At 68.5% G+C, this 17,099-nt stretch carries 17 protein-coding genes; 8 read left to right on the forward strand and 9 right to left on the reverse strand.

Translation table 11 applies throughout. The features are described 5' to 3' along the window. Positions 1 to 3: 3 nt before the first annotated feature. Positions 4 to 1,380 carry an adenylosuccinate lyase gene (gene purB / locus ASE10_RS13190; protein ID WP_055907140.1) on the reverse strand — a complete coding sequence of 459 codons (1,377 nt, stop codon included), beginning with the start codon at positions 1,378 to 1,380 and terminating at the stop codon, positions 4 to 6. Positions 1,381 to 1,681: 301 nt separating this feature from the next. Here purB and ASE10_RS13195 point away from each other — a divergent pair, with 301 nt between their 5' ends. Beyond that, positions 1,682 to 3,142: a class II fumarate hydratase gene (locus ASE10_RS13195; protein WP_082586110.1), complete on the forward strand. Its 1,461-nt coding sequence runs from the start codon at positions 1,682 to 1,684 to the stop codon at positions 3,140 to 3,142. A 153-nt stretch (positions 3,143 to 3,295) separates the two neighbouring features. Here the strand turns inward: ASE10_RS13195 and ASE10_RS13200 are convergent, their stop codons facing one another. The 6 genes from ASE10_RS13200 to ASE10_RS13225 form a co-directional block, all read right to left on the reverse strand. Continuing rightward, positions 3,296 to 3,823: a hypothetical protein gene (locus tag ASE10_RS13200; RefSeq protein ID WP_156087765.1), complete on the reverse strand. Its 528-nt coding sequence runs from the start codon at positions 3,821 to 3,823 to the stop codon at positions 3,296 to 3,298. Positions 3,824 to 3,861: 38 nt separating this feature from the next. After that, positions 3,862 to 4,629: a DUF4097 family beta strand repeat-containing protein gene (locus tag ASE10_RS13205; RefSeq protein ID WP_200945864.1), complete on the reverse strand. Its 768-nt coding sequence runs from the start codon at positions 4,627 to 4,629 to the stop codon at positions 3,862 to 3,864. Between the two features lie 129 nt (positions 4,630 to 4,758). Further along, positions 4,759 to 5,826, reverse strand: coding sequence for a hypothetical protein (locus tag ASE10_RS13210; RefSeq protein ID WP_055906547.1), 1,068 nt, complete (start codon positions 5,824 to 5,826; stop codon positions 4,759 to 4,761). Continuing rightward, positions 5,823 to 6,707 carry an ABC transporter ATP-binding protein gene (locus tag ASE10_RS13215; RefSeq protein WP_055906550.1) on the reverse strand — a complete coding sequence of 295 codons (885 nt, stop codon included), beginning with the start codon at positions 6,705 to 6,707 and terminating at the stop codon, positions 5,823 to 5,825. The genes ASE10_RS13210 and ASE10_RS13215 overlap by 4 nt, the downstream gene beginning before the upstream one ends. Beyond that, on the reverse strand, positions 6,704 to 7,078 hold the full coding sequence (locus tag ASE10_RS13220; RefSeq protein ID WP_055906553.1) for a GntR family transcriptional regulator: 375 nt from the start codon (positions 7,076 to 7,078) through the stop codon (positions 6,704 to 6,706). The genes ASE10_RS13215 and ASE10_RS13220 overlap by 4 nt, the downstream gene beginning before the upstream one ends. Before the next feature lie 3 nt (positions 7,079 to 7,081). Then, positions 7,082 to 7,495, reverse strand: a complete 414-nt coding sequence (locus ASE10_RS13225; protein ID WP_055906556.1) for a hypothetical protein — start codon at positions 7,493 to 7,495, stop codon at positions 7,082 to 7,084. A 153-nt stretch (positions 7,496 to 7,648) separates the two neighbouring features. On the opposite strand from ASE10_RS13225, the gene ASE10_RS13230 reads away from it, so the two are divergent. The 7 genes from ASE10_RS13230 to ASE10_RS13260 all read left to right on the forward strand — a co-directional run bounded on the left by ASE10_RS13230 (position 7,649) and on the right by ASE10_RS13260 (position 15,046). Beyond that, entirely contained in the window at positions 7,649 to 8,233 is a 585-nt protein-coding gene (locus tag ASE10_RS13230) for a glutathione peroxidase (protein ID WP_082559819.1), read from the forward strand. A gap of 242 nt (positions 8,234 to 8,475) precedes the next feature. After that, positions 8,476 to 9,432: an FKBP-type peptidyl-prolyl cis-trans isomerase gene (locus tag ASE10_RS13235; RefSeq protein WP_055906558.1), complete on the forward strand. Its 957-nt coding sequence runs from the start codon at positions 8,476 to 8,478 to the stop codon at positions 9,430 to 9,432. 147 nt (positions 9,433 to 9,579) lie between these two features. Then, complete coding sequence (locus ASE10_RS13240) at positions 9,580 to 10,380, forward strand: FKBP-type peptidyl-prolyl cis-trans isomerase (protein ID WP_055906561.1); 801 nt, start codon at positions 9,580 to 9,582, stop codon at positions 10,378 to 10,380. A gap of 99 nt (positions 10,381 to 10,479) precedes the next feature. Further along, positions 10,480 to 11,826, forward strand: a complete 1,347-nt coding sequence (locus ASE10_RS13245; protein WP_055906565.1) for a UDP-glucose/GDP-mannose dehydrogenase family protein — start codon at positions 10,480 to 10,482, stop codon at positions 11,824 to 11,826. Positions 11,827 to 11,837: 11 nt separating this feature from the next. Beyond that, a complete protein-coding gene (locus ASE10_RS13250) occupies positions 11,838 to 12,071 on the forward strand; it encodes a SlyX family protein (protein WP_055906568.1) in 234 nt (77 codons plus the stop codon). A gap of 87 nt (positions 12,072 to 12,158) precedes the next feature. Continuing rightward, positions 12,159 to 12,863 carry a DUF2058 family protein gene (locus tag ASE10_RS13255; protein WP_055906571.1) on the forward strand — a complete coding sequence of 235 codons (705 nt, stop codon included), beginning with the start codon at positions 12,159 to 12,161 and terminating at the stop codon, positions 12,861 to 12,863. A gap of 68 nt (positions 12,864 to 12,931) precedes the next feature. Beyond that, on the forward strand, positions 12,932 to 15,046 hold the full coding sequence (locus ASE10_RS13260) for an acyltransferase family protein (RefSeq protein ID WP_055906574.1): 2,115 nt from the start codon (positions 12,932 to 12,934) through the stop codon (positions 15,044 to 15,046). Between the two features lie 70 nt (positions 15,047 to 15,116). On the opposite strand, the gene ASE10_RS13265 is transcribed toward ASE10_RS13260, so the two are convergent. Together ASE10_RS13265 and ASE10_RS13270 are read right to left on the reverse strand one after the other, a co-directional pair. Continuing rightward, on the reverse strand, positions 15,117 to 15,974 hold the full coding sequence (locus ASE10_RS13265) for an alpha/beta hydrolase (protein ID WP_055906577.1): 858 nt from the start codon (positions 15,972 to 15,974) through the stop codon (positions 15,117 to 15,119). Between the two features lie 412 nt (positions 15,975 to 16,386). Continuing rightward, positions 16,387 to 17,088, reverse strand: coding sequence for a hypothetical protein (locus ASE10_RS13270; protein WP_055906580.1), 702 nt, complete (start codon positions 17,086 to 17,088; stop codon positions 16,387 to 16,389). Positions 17,089 to 17,099: the final 11 nt, after the last annotated feature.

A 17,099-nucleotide genomic window follows, 5' to 3' on the forward strand; every position in this document is an offset into this window, starting at 1 on the left:
CAGTCAGATCTCGCGCGCCAGGCGCTCGGCCAGGCCGCTGTAGCTGCCGGGCGTCATCGCCAGCAGGCGTTGCTTGTCGGCGGCCGGCAGGTCCAGGCCGGCGATGAATTCGCGCATCGAGGCTTCGTTGATGCCCTGGCCGCGGGTCAGCGCCTTGAGTTGCTCGTAGGGGCTGGGCAGGCCGTGGCGGCGCATCACAGTCTGCACGGCTTCGGCCAGCACTTCCCAGGCCGCGTCGAGGTCGGCGGCCAGCCGCTCGGGGTTGGCGCTGAGCTTGCCCAGGCCGCGCAACAGGGCGTCGTAGCCGATCAGGGCGTGGCCGAACGCGGTGCCGAGCGCGCGCAGCACGGTCGAGTCGGTGAGGTCGCGCTGCCAGCGGCTGATCGGCAGCTTGGCGGCGAAATGCTCGAACAGCGCGTTGGCGATGCCGAAGTTGCCCTCGGCGTTCTCAAAGTCGATCGGGTTGACCTTGTGCGGCATGGTCGAGCTGCCGACTTCGCCGGCCTTGACCGCCTGCTTGAAGTAGCCCAGCGAGATGTAGCCCCAGACGTCGCGGCACAGATCGATGCAGATGGTGTCGATGCGGCGCTGCGCGTCGCAGATCTCGGCGATGCCGTCGTGCGGCTCGATCTGGGTGGTGTAGGGCTGCCAGTCCAGGCCCAGCGAAGTCACGAAGCGCTGCGAGAACGCCGGCCAGTCGATGTCCGGATAGGCCGCGACGTGGGCGTTGTAGTTGCCGACCGCGCCGTTGATCTTGCCCGGCATCGGCGCCCCGGCCAGGGTTTCGCCCTGGCGCAGCAGGCGCGCGACCACATTGGCGATTTCCTTGCCGACCGTGGTCGGCGAGGCGGTCTGGCCGTGGGTGCGCGACAGCATCGGCAGCGCAGCGTGTTCGTGCGCCATCGTGCGCAGCACCTGGATCAGCTGGTCCAGCTTGGGCAGCAGCACGTGCTGGCGCGCTTCGCTGAGCATCAGCGCGTAGCTGAGGTTGTTGATGTCCTCGCTGGTGCAGGCGAAGTGCACGAACTCCAGGGCCGGGCCCAGCTCGGCGTCGTCCTTGAGGCGTTCCTTGATCAGGTACTCGACCGCCTTGACGTCGTGGTTGGTGGTGCGCTCGATCTCCTTGACCCGGGCCGCGTCCGCGACCGACAGGTCGGCGGCGAGCGCGCGCAGGCGCGCGGCGGCGGCGGCGGAGAACGGCGCCAGTTCGGCGATGCCCGGCTCCTCGGCCAGCGCCAGCAGCCATTCCACCTCGACCTTGACCCGGGCCTTGATCAGGCCGAATTCGGAGAAGATCGGGCGCAGCGCGTCGACCTTGCCGGCGTAGCGGCCGTCGAGCGGGGAAAGGGCGAGCAGCTGGGCGTTGGGGTCGGCGGACATGTCGGGGCAGGGCGGGAAACAGTCGAACATTCTAACAGCCCGCCGGTTTGGCCCGTCCGGACCGCGCAGTACGGCGCCGCCGCGGCCGCCGGTTCGGGCTGCCCGGTTCGGGCCGCCCGCACTCGACGCCCGCGGGCGCGGCGGCCATCATGGCGGTCGCCAGCGATGTCCGATGCCAGCCTCCTGCGCGGCCCTTGTTTCGACCGGCCGCGCACCCGACCTCATCGACGTGGCCTCGCGCCGGCCGTTCCGCCCGCGCGCCGCCACGGCTCGCAACCCCCACGATTCCATGGAGTTGGCAATGGCGACCCAACGCAAGACCCCGGCCCGATCCGCGCCGAAGCAGCCCTCCGCCGCCGAGCCGGCCTTCCGCCTGGAGCACGACAGCATGGGCGAGTTGCGCGTCCCCGCGGCCGCGCTCTGGGGCGCGCAGACCCAGCGCGCCGTGCAGAACTTCCCGATTTCCGGCGTGCCCATGCCGCGCGAGTTCATCCGCGCCCTGGCCTACGTCAAGGCCGCGGCGGCCGAGGTCAACGGCGGCCTGGAACTGCTGGACGAAGGCCAGTGGCGGGCCATCCACGCCGCCGCGCTCGACGTCGCCGGCGGCCGCCACGATGCCCAGTTCCCGATCGACGTGTTCCAGACCGGCTCGGGCACCTCCAGCAACATGAACGCCAACGAGGTGATCGCGACCCTGGCCTCGCGCACGGGCAAAGTCCGCATCCACCCCAACGACCACGTCAACCTGGGCCAGAGTTCCAACGACGTAATCCCGACCGCCATCCGGGTGTCGGCCAAGCTGGCCACCGCCGAATCGCTGCTGCCGGCGCTCAAGCACTTGCGCAAGACCATCGAGCGCCGCGCCAAGAGCCTGGCCAAGATCACCAAGACCGGCCGCACCCATCTGATGGATGCGATGCCGCTGACCTTCGGCCAGGAGTTCGGTGCCTGGGCGGCGCAGCTGAGTTCGGCCCAGGAGCGCATCGAGGACAGCCTCAAACGCCTGCGCCGGCTGCCGATCGGCGGCACCGCGATCGGCACCGGCATCAACGCCGACCCGCGCTTCGGCAAGGCGGTCGCGCGCGCCCTGTCGTCGCTGACCGGGACCAAGTTCGAATCCGCCGCGGACAAGTTCGAAGGCCTGGCCGCGCAGGACGACGCGGTCGAGCTGTCGGGCCAGCTGTCGACGCTGGCGGTGGCGCTGACCAAGATCGCCAACGATCTGCGCTGGATGAACTCCGGCCCGCTCGCCGGCCTGGGCGAGATCGAACTGCCGGCGCTGCAGCCGGGCAGCTCGATCATGCCGGGCAAGGTCAATCCGGTGATTCCGGAAGCCACCGCCATGGTCTGCGCCCAGGTCATCGGCCACCACGCCGCGATCACCGTCGCCGGCCAGAGCGGCAACTTCCAGCTCAACGTGATGCTGCCGCTGATCGCCTACGACCTGCTGGACTCGATCCGGCTGCTCGCCAACGCCATGCGCCTGCTCGCCGACAGCGCGATCGCCGGGCTCAAGGTGCGCGAGGATCGGGTACGCGAGGCCCTGGACCGCAACCCGATCCTGGTCACCGCGCTCAATCCCATCATCGGCTACGAAAAGGCGGCTGCGATCGCCAAGCAGGCCTACAAGGAAGGGCGGCCGGTGCTGGAGGTCGCGATCGCCGCGACCGGCATGGCCGAGAAGGAACTGCGCCGGCTGCTGGACCCGGCCGCGCTGACCCGCGGCGGCATCCACGGCGCGGGTGGAGGCGGCGGAGGCTGAGGTTCGGACGCCGCGGGAACGAACGCTGCAAGCTCGCGCACACGGCGCGGCTGGGTGAACCTCAGAACTCGCTTCGAAGCTACGGTTCGAAGCGAGAGGTTCGAGCGGGTGCCCGCCGCAACACCGGAGTAACGGCGGGCACCGGCGCTCGAATTAGGATTGGCAGTCGATGACGTCGCCCTGGCTGAGGTTGGCGTAGGGCTTGAAGGCGGGCAGGGTCTCGACCAGGCTGTCCTGGGCCTTGCGCATCTCGATCACCCGCTTGCACAGGCGCATGGCCTGCTGGGCCATGTTGTTGGCCTCGGCGTCCATCTTGTCGCCGGCGCTGCCCGGATCGCCCTTGACCAGGCCCTCGATCGCGCTGCCGACCGCCTTGCCGGCCATGCCGGCGCCGGCCTTGCCGAGCGCGACGCCGTCGTCGCGCACGCCGATCGCATTGGTGTACAGGCGCTGGGCCTGAGCGCGCTGGTCCGGCGTCAGGTTCACCGCCTTGCCTTCGATGCTCAGATCGCCTTTATCGGTGATGACCGCGATGCCGCCATCGCCGTGCAGGCTGATGCGGTCGTCGCCGAGTTCGATGTGGTTGAGAACGCTGTTGCCCGTCACGATGCGGTCCTGGCTGCCGCAACCGGCGAGGGTGGCGGCGATCATGATGGCGGCGAAAGCGGCGGCGAGTTTCATGGCGGAGTCCTGGCGGCGGCTATGGCGGGTGAGGGAAATCATTCGTCGTCTTTCGGTACGTCGACCGAACCGGCGATGTCGCGGTGGCCGACCGAACCGCTGCCGACCGAGCGCACGCGCAGGTTGCCGCGCACGCCGTCGACATCGAGGTCGCCGGAGCCGATGTCGTCGACCTCGACATTGCCGCCGACCTGGCGCAGCTCGACGTCGCCCGAGCCGATGTCGCCGACCTTGGCGTCGCGCGCGACCCGGCTGGCCTTGAGGTCGCCCGAGCCGACCGACACCACCTGCAGCGCGCCGATGTCGTCGAGCACGATGTCGCCGGAGCCGACGTCGGCGGTGACCAGGCCGCGCACGCGCTGGGCCTTGACGTCGCCGGAACCGACATCGGCGCTGAGCGCGGCCACGCCGGTGGCGCGGGCGTCGCCGGAGCCGACGTTGAGCTGGACCATCAGGTTGTCCGGCACGGTCGCGGTCAGCTTCAGGTAGGCGAAATGATTGCCGCCGAAGTTGAACCAGGAGCGCTGGCTGCGCTGCGCCACCACCACCAGTTTGTCGCCGACGCGGTGCTGGGTCAGGGTGAGTTCGGGCAGGTACCGGGCGTCGGAGGCGCAGGCGCGGCCGTGGACCTCGCTGCGGGCGCCGGTGACGACTTCCAGCTCGTGCGGGCCGATGTCGAACACCACCGCCTTGGCGCCGGCCAGGTCCAGTTTCAGATCGCGGGCCTGGGAATGCTGGCAGTGGCCGTCCTGCGCCAGCACCGTCATCGGCAGCAGGGCGAGGACACCGAGGATGAGCTTACGCATCACGAACTCCTGTCGGGTCGGACCCGCCGGAGCGGCGGGCGTCGCGTACTCAGATGCGGGTCGAGCCAGGAGGGTTGCATCGCGTCGCGCTCGGCGCGGTCCGGGGGCGGACCGCGCCGGCGCCGGGGATCAACCCTCGTCGCGCCAGCGGCGCAGGCGGACCGCGGCGAAGATCATGGCCGCGCCGGCGGCCGCGCCGATCCAGAGCTGGGCGCTGCCCAGCACCGAGTACATGGTGCGCAGGTTGATGACTTCGTGGATCACCGAGGGGCCGTCGCCGCTGATTTCGCCGATGTGCGCCGCGTCGATCCAGGTGGCGGGGAACACGCTGATCAGCGAGCGGCCGACCACGTTCTTCCAGAACCAGACGCTTTCCAGGTCGAACAGCTGCATCAGGTCGAACCAGGAGACGAAGATGCCGGCGAACAGCGGGATCATGATCGCCCACAGGAACGGCTTGCTACGGGCCCAGGATGAGCAGAGCATCAGCCAGCCGACGGTCGGCAGCGCCCACAGTGCGTAGATCGGGATGCAGGCCAGCATGTTCAGGCCGACCTTGAACGGGCTGCCCGGTCCCCACAGCAGGGCGATCGGGTTGCCGCCGTGGAACAGCACCGCCACGCTCATGATGATCAGGAAGCCGAGCATGGTCACGATCGAGGCGGCCACCGCCAGGGCCGGCGCCATCAGGGTCGCGCTGGCGACCTTGGACAACACGGTCTGTCCGTCGGAGACCGGCAGCGATTTCCAGAACAGCACGCTGCGGTCCTTGCGCTCGTCGTAGAGGCTGCCCAGGCAGTAGAAGAACACCACGAAGGCCAGCACTATCAGCGGCCAGCTGCCGGCCATGAACAGCATGCCGTCGACGGCGCCGCCGAGTTCGCGCATGTCGTCGGCGCTCATCTTCTCGGTCAGCCGCGACAGGTCCAGTCCGTTGAGCTCGAACTTGCCGCCGTCGGTGTTGATCATGGCGTGGTTGCTGGAGCTGGCGACCCGGCGCGCGGCCAGTTCGCCGACGCCGATGCCCATGGTCGCCAGCAGCAGGAAGATCGCGCCGGCCAGCAGCGGAGCCCACAGGAAACCGCCGCGGTGCTCCCAGAATTCGCGCCGCAGCAGCAGCCGGAAGGTATGGGTGGGATGGACCGCGGCGACAGCGCGCGGAGCGGGGCGGTCGGCGTTGATGTCGAGCGCGTTCATGCGTAGGTCCCCTTCATGGTGGCGACGAACAGATCGGCCAGGCCGGGCGTTCGGGTCTCGCCGAGTTCGGCCAGGCGGTCGTGCGGCGCGCCGTCGAACAGCATCACGGTCTTGCCGAAGGGCAGGGCGCGTTCGTCGAGCGGCTTGAGCGCTCGCGCCTGCTCCAGCTTGTCGGCGTTGACCAGCACTTCGACGAAGCGGTCGCCGAGGATTTCCATCTCGCTGTTGAGCACGACCTTGCCGTCGCGGATGAACATCACGTCGGTGAGGATGTGTTCGATCTCCTCGACCTGGTGGGTGGTGACGATGATGGTCTTGTCCTCGTCGAAGTAGTCTTCCAGCAGGCGCTGGTAGAACTGCTTGCGGTAGAGGATGTCCAGGCCCAGGGTCGGTTCGTCCAGCACCAGCAGGCGGGCGTCGATCGCCATCACCAGGGCCAGGTGCAGCTGCACGATCATGCCCTTGGACAGTTCGCGTACCCGCAGGTTGGGCTTGAGCTGGGTGCCGGCGAGGAAGCGTTCGCACTTGGCGCGGTCGAAGCGCGGGTGCACGCCGGCGACGAACTCGATGGCTTCCTTGACCCGGATCCAGCGCGGCAGCACCGCGACGTCGGCGATGAAGCACACGTCGCGCATCAGTTCGTCGCGCTGGGTGCGCGGGTCGCGGCCCAGCACCTTGAGGTCGCCTTCGAACGGGATCAGGCCGAGGATGGCCTTGAGCGCGGTGGTCTTGCCGGCGCCGTTGGGGCCGATCAGACCGACGATGCGACCGGCGGGGATCTCGAACGCGGTGTTGTCGAGCGCGACCTTGTTCTTATAGGCCTTGCGCAGACCGCGGGCGCTGACTACGTGGGAGACGCTGGCGAGGGTGTCGGCGTTCATTGCGCACCCGCCTTGGCGTTGCCGGCGGTGAGGAGCTCTTCCGTGCTCAGGCCCAGTCGCAGGATGCGTTCCAGCACCAGCGGCCATTCTTCGCGCAGGAACCGCTCGCGTTCGTTCAGCAGCAGTTTCTTGGCAGCCTCTTCGGTGACGTACATGCCCAATCCTCGGCGTTTTTCGACTAGAGCCTCGTCCGCCAGTTCCTGGTAGGCGCGCGAGACGGTGATGGGGTTGAGCTGGTACTCGGCCGCGACCTGCCGCACAGAGGGCAGGGCGTCGCCGGGCTTGAGCACGCCGTCGAGCATCATCGCGACGACGCGCTCCTTCAGCTGGCGGTAGATGGGAGCGCCGTCGCTCCATTGAATGGCGGTCATGGTTCAGCCCCGCGGTGCGAAAGAGAAATAAGGCATGACTAAGGCCTGGCGATTGCGCTGCTTGGCCTTCCGGGCTTTGCGATGCGGTTTTTCGTCGTCGGCCGACTCCGCGGCCGATACGTTTTCGAGTGCGTTGGCCAGGGCGACGGCCGTAGCCAGTTCGGCGGTCAGGGCCGCGGCGTCGGCCAGGGTCTCGACCCGCTCGGCGCGGGCTTCGATGCGCTGGGCGGCCTGGGCTTCGGCGCGGCGGGCAATGGTTTCGGTGCTCAGGGACAGCGGTGCGGCTGCGGCCTGGGCGACCACGGGGAGGGCGGTCGGGGCTTCCGGCAGGGCCGGATTGGCGGCGACCAGGGCCAGCACCATGGTGGCGCCGCTGACCAAGATGGCTGAGATCGAGTTATGGAGCTTGCGGTTCATGGCGAACGTCCTGCTCGTTGGTAGACCGGTGTTGTATGCAACTATAACACCAAAACACGCCCGGTCAAGTCCGCCGGACCCAACTGAAGTCATACTTGGCCCACCGGCCGTCCGGCCCCCGTCATGTCCGAGCCCGCCATGTCCGCTTCAGCCATGCCCGCCCCAGCCCCCCGAATCCGCCGTACGGCCGCTGTGGCCGCCGTTTCCCTGCTCCTGGTCGCCGGCCTGGCCTCGGCCGCGGGCGCCTTGCTGGACCGCAGTTACCGGCCCCTGGCCGGCAAACAGGCGGTGAATCTGCGCCAGAGTTACGGCGGCGACGTCGTTTTGGTGGTCAATACCGCCAGCAAATGCGGTTTCACCCCGCAGTTCGAGGCCCTGGAAGCGCTGCACGCCAAGTACAAGGGCAAGGGCTTCGCCGTGCTCGGCTTCCCCTCGGGCGACTTCAAGGCCCAGGAATTCGAGGACGAGAAGCAGATCCAGGAGTTCTGCACGCTCACCTACGGGGTCAAGTTCCCGATGTTCGAGAAGGTGCACGTGATCGGCGATCAGGCCACGCCGCTGTACCAGGACCTGGCCCGCAGCGCCGGCGAAGCGCCGAAGTGGAATTTCCACAAATACCTGATCGGCCGCGACGGCAAGCTGATCGCCAGCTACGGCAGCAAGATCAAGCCCGATGACCCGACCGTGGTCGCCGCGATCGAAGCCGCGCTGAAGGCGCCCAAGCCCAAGGCCGGGTGAGCGATCCATACGATTCGAGCCCGCGCAGGATCGCGCGGGTTCGCAAACCGTGACGTTTTCGCCGCGATTGCCGACTCGGGCGCAGCCCGCGACAATGGCGGACTTGCGCCTGCATCCGGGCGTGGATCTATCCCTTTAAACAAGCACGCTTAAAACAAGCACGTTCAGAACAAGCACGTTCAGAACAAGCACGTTTTAAACAAGCAAGTTACACAGGCCCATTACACAGGAGTAGGGACCCGATGAAGGCTTTCGTGCGCGGCGCAGCTGCGCTCATCACCACCGCGGCCGTGCTCAGCAGCACGGCGGCCATTGCCCAGGACAAGACCGTGCTGACCAACGAACGCGAAAAGATCAGCTATGCGATCGGCCTGGACGTAGGCAAGTCGATCAAGCCGGTGGGTCCCGATCTGGACATGGCCGCGTTCGAGAAGGCCGTGCGCAACACCTTCGACGGCGGCAAGCCGCTGATCAGCGAAGACGAGGCGCGCGCGACCGATCAGGCCCTGCGCGCGCGCGTGGCCGCGCGCGACGGCAAGTCGGCGCCGGGCACCGCGCCGGGCACGCCGCCGCCGGCGCCGCCCGCAGTGGCGAAAGACAAGGTCGCCCAGCTGGTCGGCGGTTACATGGTCGGGCCCTCGCTGGCGCCGATCAAAGCCGAGATCGAAGTGCCGGTGCTGATGCAGGCCGTGCGCACCGTGCTCGGCGAGGGCAAGCCGCTGCTGAGCGAGGTCGAGGAAAAGGCCGTGCTGACCGCTTTCAGCGAGCGCATGCGCAAGAAGATGGAAACCGAAGCGGCCGCCGTGGGCGACAAGAACCTCGCCGAGGGCGCTGCGTTCCTGGCCAAGAACAAGACCGTCAAGGGCGTGTTCACGACCCCGTCGGGCCTGCAGTACATGGTCCTGCGCCAGGGTTCGGGCGCGCGTCCCAAGCCCGGCGACCGGGTGCGTGTGCACTACAAGGGCACCTTGCTCGACGGCACCGTGTTCGACAGCTCCTACGACCGCGGCCAGCCGGCCGATTTCGGCCTCAATCAGGTCATCCAGGGCTGGTCCGAGGGCGTGGCGATGATGCCGGTCGGCGGCAAGTTCCGCTTCTGGATCCCGGCCGCACTGGCGTACGGCGCCAAGGGCGCGCCGCCGAGCATCGGTCCCAACGCGACCCTGAGCTTCGAAGTCGAACTGGTCGAAATCCTGTAAATACCGTCGGTGTCCGGCGTCACGGCGCCGGACCCGCGCGGCATGCGATAAGCGAAACGTTCAGCTGGCCGCTGGCACCTTGGCGGCTCCCCCGATGCAATACGGCATGACCGAGCAGGCATGCCTCACCACCAGGAGTTCCGTTTGATGAAGCCCTTCCTGCGTCACACCGCCCTCGCGCTCGCCGTGGGCTCGCTGGTCCTGTTCGCCGCCGGCTGCGACAAGAAAGCCGACGGCAAAGCCGACGCGACCAAGTCCGAGACCGCCAAGGACGAAGGCAAGGGCGACGTCAAGAACATCCCCGGCCTGGCGACCGAGAAAGAGCAGGTCAGCTACATGATCGGCCTGGACATCGCCAAGTCGCTGGAGATGGCCAAGGACGAGATCGACCTGGACACCATCAACAAGGCGATGAAGACCTCGCTGGCCGGCGAAAAGCCGCTGATGGACGAGAAGCAGGCTGCGGAAGTGCGTGACGCGTTCGCGCAGAAGATCCAGGCCAAGCAGATCGCCAAGATGATGGCCGAAGCCAAGAAGAACCTCACCGACGGCGAGGCCTTCCTGGCGACCAACGGCAAGAAGCCGGGCGTGGTCACCACCGCCTCGGGCCTGCAGTACCAGGTGCTGACCGAAGGCAAGGGCGCCAAGCCCAAGGCCACCGACGTGGTCCAGGTGCATTACAAGGGCACGCTGCTCGACGGCAAGCAGTTCGACAGCTCCTACGATCGCAACCAGCCGGTCGAGTTCCCGCTGCAGCAGGTGGTCCCGGGCTGGCAGGAAGGCATCGCGCTGATGCCGGTCGGCAGCAAGTACAAGCTGTGGATTCCGAGCAAGCTCGGCTACGGCGAGAAGGGCACCCCGGGCGGTCCGATCCCGCCGAATTCGGTGCTGGTGTTCGAGGTCGAGCTGCTCAACATCCTCGGCGGCCCCAAGGCCGGCGGCAAGTAATCAGGCCGCTTCGCCTCAGCGCATAGCGCGCACGCGTGTCCGGCGGCGGAGTTCGCCGGACACGAACGCAACATTGTTGCAAGAACCAGAGGGCCCCCCATGCGCGTCACGATTTTCGGTACCGGTTACGTGGGCTTGGTCACCGGTACCTGCCTGGCCGATGTCGGCCACGACGTGGTCTGCGTCGACATCGACGCGGCCAAGGTCGAGGGCCTGGGCCGCGGCCTGATCCCGATCTACGAGCCGGGCCTGGAGCCGATGGTCAAGGCCAACCACGCCGCCGGCCGCCTCCACTTCACCACCGATGCCGCCGCCGCGATCGGCCACGGCGATCTGATCTTCATCGCCGTCGGTACGCCGCAGGACGAGGACGGCAGCGCCGATCTTCAGTACGTGCTCGCCGTCGCGCGCACCATCGGCCAGCACATCGAACGCCCGGTGATCGTGGTCAACAAGTCGACCGTGCCGGTCGGCACCGCCGACAAGGTCCAGGCCGCGATCGCGCGCGAACTCGCGCAGCGCGGGGCCGATGTCGCCTTCGACATGGCCTCCAACCCCGAATTCCTCAAGGAAGGCGATGCGGTCAACGACTGCATGCGTCCGGACCGCATCGTGATCGGCGCCAACAACCCGGCCGCGGTCGAAAAGCTCAAGCGCCTGTACGCGCCGTTCAACCGCAACCACGAGCGCATCATGGTCATGGACCTGCGCTCGGCCGAGCTGACCAAGTACGCCGCCAACGCGATGCTGGCGACCAAGATCAGCTTCATGAACGAGATCGCCAACATCGCCGAGAAGGTCGGCGCCGACATCGAAATGGTCCGCCAGGGCATCGGCTCGGACCCGCGCATCGGCTGGCACTTCATCTATCCCGGCGCCGGCTACGGCGGCTCGTGCTTTCCCAAGGACGTGCAGGCGCTGGCCCGCACCGCCGAACAGCACGGCTACGCGCCGCGCCTGCTCGATGCGGTCGAGGCGGTCAACGACAGCCAGAAAGGCCATCTGTTCGAGCTGATCCAGCGCCACTACGGCGGCGACATCGCCGGCAAGACCTTCGCGGTCTGGGGCCTGGCGTTCAAGCCCAATACCGACGACATGCGCGAGGCCTCCAGCCGCCGCCTGTTGGCGCAGTTGTGGGAAGCCGGCGCCAAGGTCCGCGCCTACGATCCGGAGGCGACCGAAGAAGCCCAGCGCATCTTCGGCGAGCGCGACGACCTGGTGCTGTGCGATTCCTCGCGCGCCGCCCTGGCCGACGCCGACGCCCTGGTCGTGGTCACCGAGTGGAAGCAGTTCCGCAGCCCGGATTTCGCCCGCGTGCGCAACGCGCTGGCCGATGCGGTGATCTTCGACGGCCGCAATCTCTATCACCCCGATGAAGTCGAGTCGGCGGGCCTGGCCTATTACGGCATCGGCCGCGGCCGCTCGATCCTGCTGGACACGCCGTGAGCGCGGGCGCGATGAGTACCGAAGTCGAACAGCGCCTGGTCGATCTGGAAACCCGGCTCGCGTTCCAGGAGCATGCCCTGGTCGAGCTCAGCGACGCGCTCGCCGCCGCACGCGACGAGGAAGCGCGCACCACGCTGCTGCTGCACCGGGCGCTGGAAGAGTTGCGCCAGTTGCGCATGTCGATGTCCAGCGGCGGCCCGATGAGCAGCGACGCCGCCAACGAACCGCCGCCGCCGCATTACTGAGCGCGCCGCGGCGCGTTCACTGCGGCCGCCCGGCCTCGTTAGAGACATAGTCCCCCCACGTTCGAATCAAGCCGAAGATCCAAGCCGATGAGCGACACACTGCGCGACCAACTGTTAGGCCTGGGCTTCAAGCCCGCGCCCAAGCCCGAGCGGCCCGAGCGCGGCAACGATCCCAAGCGCGGCGGTCCCGGCCGTCGCGACGGCAAGCCCGCGCAGGGCGCGCGTGCCGATGCGCGCGGTCCCGGCGGCAAGCCGGCCCAGCACCGCAACGATCCGCGCCGCGGCGCCGGCGCCAAACCCGCCGCTCACAAGTCCGCGCAGCCCGCGCAGCCCGGCCAACCGGGGCAGGGCAGGCCGCGTTCGCGCGAGGACATCGACCTGGCCAAGGCCTACGCCATCCGCGCCCAACGCGAGAAGGACGAGCGCATCGCCGCCGAGCAGGCCAAGCAGGAGGAAGCGCGCCTGCGCCGCGAAGCGCGCGCCAAGCTCGCCGAGCTGGTCAAGGATCAGACCCTCAACGTCGCCGACGCCGACATCGCCCGCCACTTTCCCTACGGCGGCAAGATCAAGCGCATCTATGTGACGTCCGATCAGCTCAAGGCGCTCAACGCCGGCGAGCTGGGCGTGCTGCAGATGGACGGCCGCTATCTGCTGGTGAGCGCGCAGATGCTGGCCCAGGCCGAGGCGCTGTTCCCGCCCGCGGTCGCGCTCAAGATCGATCCGAACGCGCCGGCGCAGGACGATCCCTACGCCGATCCGCAATACCAGGTGCCCGACGACCTGGTCTGGTAAGGTCGCGGCGCCCTGCGCCCACCCACGCCGCGTGACGGCGCACGCGGCGCGGCCGCGAATGGAATCCGATGCGCGTCGAAGAATCACAGCCAGGTTATCTGCCCTATATCGACGGCCTGCGCGCCGTCGCCGTGCTGGCGGTGGTGGCCTACCACCTCAACGCGGTCTGGCTGCCGGGCGGTTTCACCGGCGTCGACATCTTCTTCGTCATTTCCGGTTTCGTGGTCAGCGCCTCGGTTGCGCGCTTCCCGCGCGCCGGCTTCTTCGAGTCGCTGCTGCGCTTCTACGCGCGCCGCCTGCGCCGGATCGCACCGGCGCTGATCGCCTGCCTGCTCGCGACCTGCGTCGCCAGCGTCCTGTTCATCCCCGAGGCCTGGCTCAGCGAGACCAGCCGCAACACCGGGCGCATGGCCTTCTTCGGGCTCAGCAACTTCGTCCTGGCCGCCACCGGCAACGACTACTTCTCGCCCAAGGTCGAATTCAACCCCTACACCCACACCTGGTCGCTGGGCGTGGAGGAGCAGTTCTACCTGGTGTTCCCGCTGCTGTTCCTGGCCTGGAGCTACGGCGCGCGCAAGCGTTGGATGTCGGTGGCGCTGTTCGCGGCCGGCGTGCTGGCCTCGCTGTGGTATGCGCGCCTGCTGACCCAGGCCGGCGACCGCACGGTCGAAGCCTTTTATCTGAGCACCAGCCGCTTCTGGCAGCTGGGCGCCGGCGTGCTGCTGTACCAAGGCCTCACGCTCGCGGGCGTGCCGGCGCGCGCAGGCGGGGGCGGCGCAGGCGCGTGGCCGTGGCTGCGCTCGGCCGGCCTGGGCCTGTCGGTATTGTTGATCGCAGCCGGCTTCGCCTACGCCCGACCCGCGCATTCGCCCTGGACCGATGGCCTGTGGCCGGTGCTGGGCACCGTGGGCCTGCTCGGCCTGTTGTACGCCGGCGGTGCGGGCGGCTGGCTGGGCCGCTTGCTGTCGACGGCGCCCGCGGTCGGCATCGGTCGCATCTCGTATTCGTTGTACTTGTGGCATTGGCCGGTGTTCGTGCTGTTCCGCTGGACCGTGGGCCTGGAATCGCCGGGCACGCGCGCGCTCGCCTTCGCCTTGGCCCTGCTGCTCGCGGTCGCGTCCTACCGCCTGGTCGAGAAGCCGCTGCGTCATGCCGGCCCGCTGGTGCGCATGCGCAACTGGGGCTTCGTGACCGCGGCGGTACTGGTGGTGTTCGCGTCCAGCTCGATCTACCGCCACATCGCGCGCCACCAGGACGACTATTCGCTGAGCGTGGTCGCCCACAACGCCAAGGACTGGTATCCGTACGGATCGGAAACCGATCCCGCTTATCCGGATTGCAAGGTCGTGCCGCGTACCGAACAGATCGAAGGCGGCGCGGCCTGGGTTTACGAGCGCAGCGGCTGCGAGCGCGCGGCCGACGATGGGCGCCGCCTGTTCGTCGCCGGCGACTCGCATGCCAGCGGCTACTCGGAAATGCTGCAGCGCTCGACCCTGGCCAGCGGACGCACGGCGACGCTGTACTTCGCCGGCGGCTGCGGCGTGGCCGGCTTGCTGGACCGTCGCGAATTCGACAACCCGCAATGCCGCGCCTATGTCGACGCGGTCCTGGCCGATGTGGGCCGCAAGGCCCGCGACGGCGACGTGCTGTTCCTGCCGGCGCTGCGCCTGCCGCGCCTGTCCGAGCAGTGGATGCTGTTCGACGAGCAGGCCGCGCTGACCGCGATGTTCAGCGCCAGCACCGACGCGGCGCGCAGCCAGGGCGAGGCCGCCGCGATCGAACGCCTGCGCCCGCTCGCGCAGCGCGGCGTGCGGATCGTGTTCGAGGCGCCCAAACCCTTGTTCCGCGCGCCGCCGTACCGTTGCTCGGACTGGTTCAACCGCGACAACCCGGTGTGCGCACGCGGCCTTACGATCGAACGCGATTTCCTGCAGCGTTACCGCGCCCCGAGCGTGGCGGCCTTGCAGCGCGTGGCGGGGCAACTGCGCAACGCCAGCGTCTGGGATCCGTTCCCGGTGCTGTGCCCGGGCGCGACCTGCGCCGCGGTCCGCGACGGCCGGCCGCTGTATTTCGACGGCGATCATCTCAGCGGTCATGGCAACCGCATGCTGCTGCCGAGCTTCGCCACGCATTTGCAGGGTTTGGCGGCAAACGCGCCCGCCGCGGCGACCGGCACACACTGAATCAGCGCAGCGGGCCTCGCGCGCCGCCGGTGCCGGCTGGTTTCATGCGGTTTGCTTCAGGCGGTTTGCTTCAGGCAGCCTGCGTGGCCGCCGTTGCGGCCGGGTCGGTCGGAGCCGGGCGCATGCGCGCGATCATCGCCGCGATAGCGTCGGCGGTGTCCAGCGGACGCTCCATCGGGAACAGGTGGCTGCCCTCGATCCAGGCCCAGCGTCCGTCGACCAGGCGGCGTGTCGCCGCGGTTCCGGCATGGCGCAGTTCGCGCGAGCGGGTGCCTGCGAGGAAGGACACCGGCACGCGCAGTCGCGGCGCCAGATCGCTGACCGTGGTCGTCGGCAGGCTGCGGTAGATCGCGAATTCGGTCTCGCGCACGAACGCGAGTTCGCGCGCGCCGCCGTCCACGGCCAGGGTGCCGTGCTCGATGTAGTCCTCGAGCACGCGCGGGTCCCAGCGCGCGAACGCGGGCTTGGCCAGGAAGTGGGCGCGCACCGCGTCGAGATCGGGCCAGTGCTTGCGGCGTTGCAGGGTCGCGCGCATCGGCATCAGCAGGTTGTCCAGGCCGGTGCGGCGGCCGATCGACACCAGGCGCGCGCGCCAGCCCGAGATCAGCGGCGAGTCCAACATCACCACGCCGGCCACGCGTGCGGCCAACGCGCTGTCGGCGAGGCGATGCGCGGCCAGCAGGCTCAGATAACCGCCCAGCGAATGCCCGACCAGCCAGATCCGGCGCGCGTCGCCGGCGACGGCATGCGCACGCGCGACCAATTCGTCGACCAGGTGCGGCCAGTCCGGCGTGACCGGATAGCGCGGGTCGTGGCCGATCCGCGCCGGCCGCGCGATCCGGAAGCCCGGCGCCAAGGCATCCAGCATCACGCCGTAGACCGGCGCCGGGAATCCGTTGGCGTGCGAGAACAGCAGCAGATCGTGCATGGGAATCGCAGGGTGGGGCGGACGCGCGAGGCGTGCGCCTGGACAGGGTGGGCCAACCATACCATTGCGTACGGTGTTGCGATAGCCGAGGTTGGAGTCGCCGCCGCTACCCATGCATCGCGTTCTGGGATGCGCGTCGCATCGTCGTGCACGCAGGTCTCGCGACGCACGCGCGCATGGCGAGCGAACGCATGCACGAGTCGGCGCAGCCCGCGCCCGTTCTGGCGCAATTCGCTGGCTATGCGAAGCGGTCTGCTTAGGATGAGGCTAGGCCGCGATGCGGCGATCGATTGTGATGTACCCACATCGCCGTGCTTGCGGCGAAGGCGGGGATCCAGCGACTGCGAAGTCGTGCCTGGCGAGGCTCTGGATCCCCGCCTTCGCCGGAATCACGATGGCTGCCGTCGAAGCCTCAGCCGAAGTGCATGCGCGCTTCGTGGGTCAGTTCGCGGATCGTCGACACGCCCAGATCGCGCAGTATGCGATGGGTGCTGTGCGGCAGCGGCGACTCGTCGATGTCGTGCGGGGCGATGTTCTTGCCGGGCACGCCGGCTAGGAATTCGATCCCCGCCGCGGCGTAACAGTGCTGGACCAGGGCCGAGCAGTACAGCGCGCCTTCCTTGGCCAGCAGGTTGCTGCGCCGGCGCAGGCGGCGGCTGTGCATGGCCATCAGGGTGCCGACCAGTTCGCTGATCGAATAGCTCGATAGGCCCGACAGCAAGTCCAGACCGGCGATCTGGACCTTGCGGATCTGCTCCTGGTCCAGGCCGAAATCCAGGATCGCGATGTTCGGGAAGGCCTCGGCGTCGTAATAGCGTTCGACCCGGTTCTCCTGCACGCCCAGGCGGATCTGGCGGTAGCGCAGGTCCAGGTCGGATTCGATCACCCACCACTGCCCATCGACACGGCGTTCGCTGAAAACGAAAGCGTGCGACCACAGGCTGCGGTGGCCGTCGTGGGTCAGCGGCGCCTGGGCCTTGCGGATCAGTTTGTTGATGAAGTCGCGGCCGCCGCACAGGCCGATCCGGCCGGGGCCGGCGTACTTCTCGATGAAGGCGGCATTGCCGAGGGCGTCGTCGTTGGCCTCGTGGTCGGGCGACAGGAGTTCGCTCATCGGTCGTGCTC

The sequence above is a fragment of the Lysobacter sp. Root76 genome (genome assembly GCF_001428685.1).
Taxonomy (GTDB): domain Bacteria; phylum Pseudomonadota; class Gammaproteobacteria; order Xanthomonadales; family Xanthomonadaceae; genus Lysobacter.